This is a genomic window from Pseudoalteromonas fuliginea (assembly GCF_000690055.1).
GTDB classification, from domain to species: Bacteria; Pseudomonadota; Gammaproteobacteria; order Enterobacterales; family Alteromonadaceae; genus Pseudoalteromonas; species Pseudoalteromonas fuliginea.
In genome coordinates, this window is sequence record NZ_JJNZ01000015.1 from 1 (window position 1) to 9685 (window position 9685).

Below are 9685 nucleotides of genomic sequence, written 5' to 3' on the forward strand. Positions count from 1 at the left end.
AAATTCGCCTTGTTTTCACTGACAATCTCTAGCTAGAGAAAATAATTTTAAATATCACCATGATTCAATATGTTAGTAAATCTCTTAACCAGAGTTCAGGTTAATTATTTTGTTATACCAATTGCATTAAATTAATGAGCTATTATAGCGACAAGAAAATAGCTCAATAACAAGGCTAAAATTATGATACATAGTTGTTCTATATAAATAATTTTTAACGTAGTTAGTGAGTTATTTAATACGCTAAGGTGATCATGTTTTTAATAAAATTGGTATCAGATCCCAGCTTCAACCATTGCTAGCTGAAATATATCTTTTGGAGCAATTGCGCCTGGCTGTTGTATAACAGCACCTGCTGCTTTTGCTGCAAGTTGTACAGCACTTGAAATTGATTTATCAGATAAACGAGCACCTAAATAAACACCGTTAAAGGCATCGCCTGCGGATGTCGTATCTACAACATTTGTTGCCGGTATTATGGTGTGGCTTTGAAGCGTATCGCCCTCTTTTGTCACTACCGATTCAGGGCCATTTTTAACAACAATTTCTTCAATTTGGTAAGGCTTTAAATATTCAACAACTGCTTCTACGCTATGAACGTCATAAAGTGTTGTTAAATCTTCAACGCCTGGTAGGGTAATATCTGCAAACGTAAAGGCTAAATGATACTGCTCTTTTGTTTCCTCTACACTATTCCACAAACGTGCTCTGTAATTAGGATCAAAAACGATTTTAACCCCAGCATCTTTAAGCTGCTTTACCACTTTCCAAAAGTCTTCACGTGCACTTTCTTCAATTATTGCTAATGAAATTCCTGAAAAGAAAAACATATCACCTTGGCTAAGCTGCTCGAGTGCATCAGCATCTAAAAAATCAACAACCTTTTTAGCTGCAGAATCATTGCGCCAATAAATAAAGCTACGCTCACCATGCTCATCAGTTTCTATGTAGTACATACCAGGTACTTTGGTGTCGTGAGCAAATACAAGTTGCGTATTTATTTGTTCACTCTCAAAGCGTTCTAGCATTTTTTTACTTAAATTATCTTGACCTAAAGCCGTAACAACCGAAGTAGTAACCTGCGGGAAGCAACGTTTTAAATACACTGCAGAATTATAAACATCGCCTGCAAATGATTGGTGCAGTGTTGCCGCGCTCATAGCTCTAAGCTCGACCATGCATTCACCGATAAAGTAAATATTTTTCATCTTGGAAGTTACCCTATGTAGTTAACTGCTATGCACTTATACAAAATATGTTGGCATAGCAGTTATTATCTAGATTATTGAGGCTTTTTAAGAGGTTCTATTTTTGGAATTAAAATCCAAACAGCTGCCATTGCTATGATGGCTAAAGAAGCACCAATTACAAATGCTGGTGTGTAGTTACCATCAGCAGTAAGAAAAGGTACTAGCGATGTAAGACCTACAGCACCAAGCTTTGCCGCCATACCAGAAAAACCTGATAATGTACCCACTGCTTTTTTACCTAACAAATCACTTGGTAGTGTTTGCACGTTACCAATTGCAGTTTGAAAACCAAATAAGATAACAGCCATAATTAGTACCGCTGTTGTTGGTCCGCCTGGATTTGCCATTGCAAGTAGCGCTGGTAACATAATTAAACAACCCAGCGTAATAGTAAGCTTACGTGTTTTGTCTGTATTCCAACCTGCTTTGAGTCGATTTTGAGCCAATAAGCCACCAAACCAAGCACCAAACATAGCGCCAACATAAGGTACCCAACCGTATATACCAATAGATTTAACATCCATACCGTATACTTCGTTTAGGTAAATAGGGATCCAAAAAACAAATAACCACCAAATTGGGTCAATTGCGGCAGAGGCAATGATTACACCCCAGCTTTGCTTACGAGAAAGTAACTCAGCAGTTGTAGGGTTATATTCCTCTTCGTCTTCGCCAGTTACATCACCGTTGTCATCAACACGTCTTTGACCTGTTAAAATGTATTCACGTTCTTCGGCAGTAAGCCAAGGATGTGAGCTAGGCGGTGCTTTAACTAAAATTAACCATGGAACTAACCAAAGGAAACCTAATGCACCAACAAAAACAAACACCATTTGCCAGCTAAAGTAGATAGTTAAATAAGCAATTAAAGGAATAGCAATAATGCCACCAATTGCGGCGCCAGAGTTAAAAATACCCTGTGCTAAAGCACGTTCTTTAGTAGGGAACCATTCTGCGTTACCTTTAGCTGCACCAGGCCAGTTACCGGCTTCTGCTACACCTAAGATTGCGCGAAAAATACTAAGACTAAGTACACCTTGTGCAAATGCATGCGCAACGGTTGCAATAGACCAAACACCTATTGATAGTACAAAACCGAAGCGTGTGCCCACCCAGTCAAATATTTTACCAAAGATTGCCTGACCAAATGCATAAGCAAATACAAACACAATAGAAATATTAGCGTATATTTGTTTGCGTTCTAGCGCTGATTCATCAGGAAATAAATCTTCAACAATGTCCGGCCAAAGCACACTAAGTGCTTGGCGGTCGATATAGTTAATAATGGTAGCTAGCGCTATTAGCGCTATAACCCACCAACGTAAGCCTTTAAGTTGCATAATTAATCCTCAAGAAAGTCTTCACGCGCTGGGCTAAAAGTATCAATCAGGATTCCGCCTGTTGGGCAGGTAGCTCCATGATCAGCAAATGGTGGGATTAAGCAGCTATCACCCGGTTTTAAGATTTTAGTTACGCCATCAATGTTAAAGTGAAACTCACCTTCAACAACATACGTTACTTGAGAATGTCTGTGAGCATGGTTATAACCAATAGCCCCTTTCTCAAACCAAATTTTAACAGCCATTAGCTCTTCGTTATAACCTAGCATTTGACGTTTTAGACCATTTCCTAAGTCTTCTATTTCGGTCTCGTTACCAAATGAAAAGTTTGCGCTTTGCTTTTGCATCCTATTTACTCCTGATTATTGTTCATCATATAAACGCCTAATCGGCCATTTAAAGTGAACTCTTTATTTTGATAATTGAATGTGTTTTTAGCTGATGTTTGTGCTTTATTAATTGCCACTAAATATGAGTTGCCTTTAATATCAAGTTCAACAAGTGTTAAATCGCCCTGCTGACTATATTCAAGCTTTGTAACTCGACTAACAGCTTCTAGGGTATATTCTTTACTTGGGTTGTACTCACCATGTGGCTCTAATACAGATATAAACTTATGTTGCTTTTGACCCTCAACACGACGAATAAAACCATTTTCGTTGCGTAAATTAAAGTGAGGGTCATTTGCGCCTATTTGAGTAAACAAGAAAGACTCATCACCTTTAACCAAGCTTGTTTGCGTATAAAAACGACCATTTTCGTTTAGCCACGTTACTTTAGCTAAACCACTTTGAGGTTGCGCTTGAGCTTTAAGCCATAAATGTTGGTAGCCATTTTTAGTACCTAGCGCAGACAGCTGCGTTGCATTTGCTTTTAACTCAAAGCTGGTATCGATAAGCTGACCTTTATAATGCAAAGGCAGGTCAAGTTGATGCGCTTTATTTGCAGCAACATCAAATATATCAAGTGCAACTGTGCTTTGTAGTTCAGGTAAGTTAATAAGTGCAAGCGTACGCTCAAGATCAACGCCTTTATAAGCTGTGCTTATTTCGCCGCTTGAAACCGTGCCGTATTCATTTGTTTCGAAAAAGTTAAGTGTAGGGTAATTACTATTTCCTACTTCAACATTTGCATTAAAATGCGTTGTTTCGTCAACCACTACCGTATTGTGCGCAACAGTGTGTTTAGCGTAAGTTTCGTTTTCAGGTAAATAACGACCGCCGTATTTAGCTTCTACATTTAAAAAACGTGCTGCGCCATAATCAGATACAATTTCATTTCCGTGGTCGTAAAACTGCCATGTTAATTTATCAAAATGACCATGGCCCAAACCTTGTGCAGCAGGTTTAAACAGTAGCGCTTGATCGCCACCTACCTGCGTTCTCATTACAACTAAAGCACCTTGTTCACCGTCATTACCATCACCGAAGGCAACAGATTTAAACGAATAAGGTTTTGCCATGTTGTTATCAAGTGCTTGAGCTACTTTTAGCCCATCACCAGAGAGAATTATTTGGTCTTGTTGCTTAGCAATATCTAAATAACCTGCATCGTTGGTTAAGCCGTACGCTGCCGTTACACCATTTACTAACTCAATGGTATCGATGCCTTTACTTTTTATTGCATCGTTAATTGGGAAGAACAAACCGTTGTAGCTAAGTTGAATTGTCGTATCAATCGCTTTTAATAATATGCCATCGCGATATTCAAATATTTTTCTTTGTGGTTCGTTGTTTTCAATCGCTTTAGCAAACGTTACAAACGGTAATAGTGCAAAGCGTTGATAGTAAGGACCTTCGTTATAGTAACCTTGTGGTGAAAACAGCATCTCTAGCTGCTTAATAAAGCCACCCTTACCCGACTTTTCTAAATCGTATAATGATTTTTCTACCCACTCAGGTTCGCCTAATACATACCCTGCCATGCCAACACCCGCTGTTGCCCATGTTCCATGGTTATGTACTTTATTAAATGTAGACGGTTGGCCTACAGATGTGAACAACGAAACAGGACGGAGTAAGTCATTCTCGATTGTTTTAATATTATCGGCATTTAACGAGTCATGAATTAGATCATAAGCTTGTATTGTGTACACAAGCCACATTGCTTCATTTAGGCTTTGCCAAAAAAACTTGCCTGGGTTTTGCGAGTCCATTTTACGTTTTGGATGCAGACCAAGCGTTGGGTATAATTTTGCATACTCAAGCAACATATCACGTACATAGTTTGCGTATTTATCATCTTGGCTTAATTGATAAATAATGCCCGCGTTGTACATGAGTTGGTAATTCTTCTTATGGCGCTCATGTGTATAACCACCACCGCCATCTTTTGGAACGGGTACAGTGATAGGCTTTGCAATTTGTTCATCTACTTGCGCTTTTAGCGATTCAAACGCAGTAGCAAACTTTGTGCTACCGTTGCTACTAATTGCTTGGCGCATTTGCTTAACATCATCAGTAGTAATCACTAAGTTTGGGTGCGCTGCATGCGCCCCCAATGATGTAAGCAATGTAATTGCAGCTACAGCGGCTATTTTAAAACGTGTTTGGCATTTTAATAAGTACATAGTATTTACCCTGCCTTATTTAAAATGTTGTTATTTTTTAATACTGCCGTGTGTGGGCCCTTAACTCTTAACTCTTTAACGCTTGGTGCTTTAGTGGCATCAAATGTATTGCCTGAGATTTCAGTTTTAGGCTCGCCTACTGTGTGCTCTACAACAATAGGAGCAGATTTAACAAATTTATTATCTTTAATATTAGTAACCTGAACACCGTGAACATAAATGCTCGCTTGCTCTTTGTTACGCTTACCAAGGCCAACGTTATTAAACGTGTTATTTGTCATTTCAAAATGAGGACCAAATGTACTTTCATCAGTGCCACCACGGTAAAGCTTAAGTACACCGCCTTCTACATTATTAAATGTATTATTATTTACAATGACGTATTCCGCGTTATAAACACCTAAGTCTTCAATTTCAGTATTTAAACGTAAAATATCGCCAGTTACTGCATTAAAGGTATTATCTGTAACAATAATTTCGTCAGCCATTGCACCTTTACCAGTGATAAAGAAATGGAATGAATGATTAATATCTAAAGCATTTAACTGTGAGTTGGTCATTACAAAGCGGTAATTATCAACCATACCCCATTTTTGCGTGCGAACAATGCTGTTACCTATTGCATCTGGCGCGTTTTCACCTGAAATTGATAAACCATCTAGTTTTAAGCTGCCGCCATCATGTATTTCAAACAAGGTAGAGCGTTGAAAAGTAAGTTTAGACTTTGCGCTCTGCTTCGCTTTAATTGTCAGCGTTTTATCAATTTTAACCAGTTTAGAAACATCATACTGGCCAGGCGCTAGTTCTAGAACATCGCCAGACTCTGCATTATCAATAGCGTCTAGTAATGCACTTACATCAGCTTTAACAGAATGTGTCTTACCAGAATCAAAATCAACTAAAGCAGGTACTTTTGCATACCAGCTAACACCGGTATCTTCTTTTTTAAGTACTTTTAAATCGCGCTTTGCACCTACATTTAAACTTTTAGATGTTGGGTAAAGTAGACCATTACTTGCTTTTTCAAGCGTGATTTTATCTTTTTTTACACCGTACGTTAGCTCAGAAAGCACTTTTGTATCTGCAATGTTGTTACTTAATACTAAACCACTTACATCGTCGAATGTTGTAAATGGCTGTTCACCATCTTGGTTTATGATTAAGTTGTTTTTCATTACGCTATTTTTTGGGGCTGCGCTACGCTCAGCATCGCTACCTGCAGCAAGTTGAATATGACGCACATTTATAAATGTGTTGTTTTCAATCGTCGCATTTTCTACTTGGTGATAACGATTAATAGATGAATTTGGTACGCCGTTCATAACAGTAAAACCACTGCCAAAACGATAGCCAGTTAGGCCTTGTAGGTAGTTATTTCTTACAATTTGATCTTTATTGATAACGCGAATACCACCTGTGTGATCAACACCATTACCAATAAAAATATTTTCTTCTATAAGATTACCATTACCATGGCGCAGCGTTAATGTACCGCGCGCTTCATAAAATACGTTATTACGAAGGATGTTTTTGCCTGATTTAACCGAAACAATTTCTACTTCACCATTGGTACGTTCAAAGTAATTATTTTCAACCAATGTATGCGAATCAGTTAGTGAGTAGTGGCTGGTGCCAATACGCAGGGTTTCACCACCGTTCGAACCAAAAGTAGGACGGTAGCCAAAATAGTTGTTGTCTATGCGGTGATAGTTTTCCTGGCTTGCTTTAGTGTTTAAACGAACAGCAACTGTCACACCTTTATTTCGTTTACCAACTAAATGACTATGATCAAAGCGGTTATGCTGTCCATATAAGGCAACCCAATAATCAGACTCTCGTTTGTCTGGATTACTGTAATTATCGATTACTGTTTGAGTAACTCGTGAATTGTAGGCTAATTCATTTTTATTTTTACGAAATTCTATTACAGCTGAGCTCGGTGTGTAGCCGTCTTTAAATACTAAACCTGAGGCTTCAAGGTATTTACCTGCAAGTCTTAGGTTAGATTGACCTGATAGAATTACTTTTCCGTTAGTTTCAGCGGTTAATATAATAGGAGAGTTTTTTGTACCTTGGCCTTCAAGTAGGATTTCGAAGTCAGACCAAGTACCATTTTTAAGTACTACTTTGTCGCCAGCAACTAGATTGGCTGCGATATCATTAAAAGCTTGTTTACTTTCTATAAAATAATCTTTGGCCGCTATTTGTGTGGATATGCAACCGATGAGAACTAGACTAAGCTTTATTGTATTAATCAAACGCATAGTTAACTCTTTTTCGTTGTGACTGAAAGTAATGCTTCATCAGAATTTAAAAAAGCTGACATTGCATAAAGACTTTAGTCAATTGGTGTCATGTGTGTTAAAGCGCCTTAAGTTAAAAACTTAAAGCGCTCAATAAGGTCGAGAAGTATTACTTTTCTAACTTTTTGAAGTAATCAAAAATTTCAGGAACGTTACCTTGACCCATACCAGCGTCAAACGCTGCTTGTAGATTAGCTGATGAACCTTCAGCGATTTTTGATTCAGTACCTAGGTCTTCTACCATTTGTAGGAAGTAGCCTAAATCTTTGTTTGCATTAGCAATTGAGAAACCAAGGTCGCTAACATTATCAACTGCATAGTTTTTACAAAATTGCATAAACGGTGAGTTAGATGGACCAGTCGACATGATGTCGAAAAGTTGTTGACGGTCAACACCAGCAAGCTCTGCCACTGCAAATGCTTGTGACATAGCACATACTGTCGTCATGCCCATAAAGTTGTTGATTAGCTTAGTTGTATGACCTGCACCTAACTCGCCAAGATGGAAAACGTTTTCACCTTGATCTTCCAGTACTGGTTTAACTTTATTGAATGTATCAATATCGCCTGCAGCCATAATGTTTAAAAGACCGTCTTTAGCATGTGCTGGTGTACGACCTAGTGGCGCGTCGATCATGCCTGCGCCTTTAGCTGCTAAATCAGCACCAATTTTTTTCGTAGATGATGGGATAGAAGTACCAAAATCAACTAATACTGCACCTTCTTTAATGCCCGCTAGGATACCGTCTTCTGCGTAAACAATTTTTTCTACAACGGCAGACGTTGTAAGACAAAACATAACAATATCAGAACCTTCAGCTAGCTCTTTTGCAGTGCTTGCTGTTTTTGCACCTCGAGCAACACATGCTGCAACCGCATCTTTACTAAGGTCCATAACAATTAGCTCATAGCCTTTGTTTTGTAAATTTTCGGCCATATTGCCGCCCATAAGGCCTAGACCAATGAAACCAATAACAGGTTTTGACATGAATAACTCCTAGATATGATGGCGCAAACTTTTATGAGTATGAGTAATGATTTACCCCATAAAATAGGTACGCTCTGTCTTTATTTTAATTCAGTAGAGTAACCCTTAGTAAGCTAATGAAATAAACCATCTATGTTCTGCAATTTTGCTATATAAAATAACTCTACCTATAAATAAGTTGTCTTATTTGGCTGAAACATTACTGGTTATATATTAACTACGACTAAGTATTACTCTGATAATTTACCAACATATTTAACCCCCTCAAAACAGAGGTTACCAATTGGTATGCAAAAACTTTATTACCATACAGTAATTTTGTCAACCAATAAGTTAACTTTGTAAAACATGTCAATTTACAATGCATTAAACCAAAAACAACTAAGTTACTTAATAACAACAACTTGGTTAATAAAAACCATATTTCAAGCAATAATTTCCAATAAATATTTAAATGTTTTCATAACCATTCACAGGTTGACCAATAATCAAACTTTCACTGTTAAACTTGTTATATTAGACAAAAATAAAGTAAATCAATAAATAAATGTTGTAACAGGATTAGCTCAACCGATTTTATTTGCCTAGCTTGCCTTCATCTATTGCAAAAGCGCATAAAGCTCATACACTGTGCAGTAAATAACAGCTTAATAAATGAAACTAAGGTAGTAAAAATGCGCTTATTACATACTATGCTGCGTGTAGCCGATTTGAATAAATCAATTGCTTTTTATACTGAAATACTAGGTATGAAGGAATTACGCAGAGCCGATAACAGTGAATACAGATACACGCTTGCTTTTGTTGGATATGGCGATGAAGTAGATAACACAGTGTTAGAACTAACTTATAACTGGGACGAAGATAGCTACGACCTTGGTAATGGATATGGCCATATTGCTATTGAGTTTGATGATATTTACAAAGCATGTGCTGATATTAAAGCTGCCGGTGGCAATGTAAGCCGTGAACCTGGGCCTGTAAAAGGTGGTACTACTGAAATTGCTTTTGTAAAAGACCCTGATGGCTATGCAATTGAGTTAATTCAGAAAAAATATGAGTGAATCTTAAATTACCTACCAACTAATTCAAGTTATAACAATTTGCTTAATGCTAGTCTGCTTATATATAGGGTCTATTTAACGTTAAGAAAATTACGCTAAAACTAGGCAAAAATTTTTGTATCTAGTTGTTCTAAATGAAAATTTTCAACGACGTTATAGTGCAATTTAATT

At 37.6% G+C, this 9685-nt stretch carries 7 protein-coding genes; 1 reads left to right on the forward strand and 6 read right to left on the reverse strand.

Features of this window, described 5'->3' with window-relative positions:
- Positions 1–275 precede the first annotated feature (275 nt).
- The 6 genes from DC53_RS15260 to DC53_RS15235 all read right to left on the reverse strand — a co-directional run bounded on the left by DC53_RS15260 (position 276) and on the right by DC53_RS15235 (position 8450).
- On the reverse strand, positions 276–1208 hold the full coding sequence (locus DC53_RS15260; protein ID WP_033028797.1) for a sugar kinase: 933 nt from the start codon (positions 1206–1208) through the stop codon (positions 276–278).
- A gap of 74 nt (positions 1209–1282) precedes the next feature.
- Entirely contained in the window at positions 1283–2590 is a 1308-nt protein-coding gene (locus DC53_RS15255) for an MFS transporter (protein WP_002962964.1), read from the reverse strand.
- A gap of 2 nt (positions 2591–2592) precedes the next feature.
- Positions 2593–2937, reverse strand: a complete 345-nt coding sequence (locus DC53_RS15250) for a cupin domain-containing protein (RefSeq protein WP_002962963.1) — start codon at positions 2935–2937, stop codon at positions 2593–2595.
- A 5-nt stretch (positions 2938–2942) separates the two neighbouring features.
- Positions 2943–5159, reverse strand: a complete 2217-nt coding sequence (locus tag DC53_RS15245) for a heparinase II/III domain-containing protein (RefSeq protein ID WP_033028798.1) — start codon at positions 5157–5159, stop codon at positions 2943–2945.
- 5 nt (positions 5160–5164) lie between these two features.
- A complete protein-coding gene (locus tag DC53_RS15240) occupies positions 5165–7423 on the reverse strand; it encodes a polysaccharide lyase 6 family protein (RefSeq protein WP_033028799.1) in 2259 nt (752 codons plus the stop codon).
- Positions 7424–7571: 148 nt separating this feature from the next.
- A complete protein-coding gene (locus DC53_RS15235) occupies positions 7572–8450 on the reverse strand; it encodes an NAD(P)-dependent oxidoreductase (protein WP_002962960.1) in 879 nt (292 codons plus the stop codon).
- 674 nt (positions 8451–9124) lie between these two features.
- On the opposite strand from DC53_RS15235, the gene gloA reads away from it, so the two are divergent.
- A complete protein-coding gene (gene gloA / locus DC53_RS15230; RefSeq protein WP_033028800.1) occupies positions 9125–9514 on the forward strand; it encodes a lactoylglutathione lyase in 390 nt (129 codons plus the stop codon).
- Positions 9515–9685 lie beyond the last annotated feature (171 nt).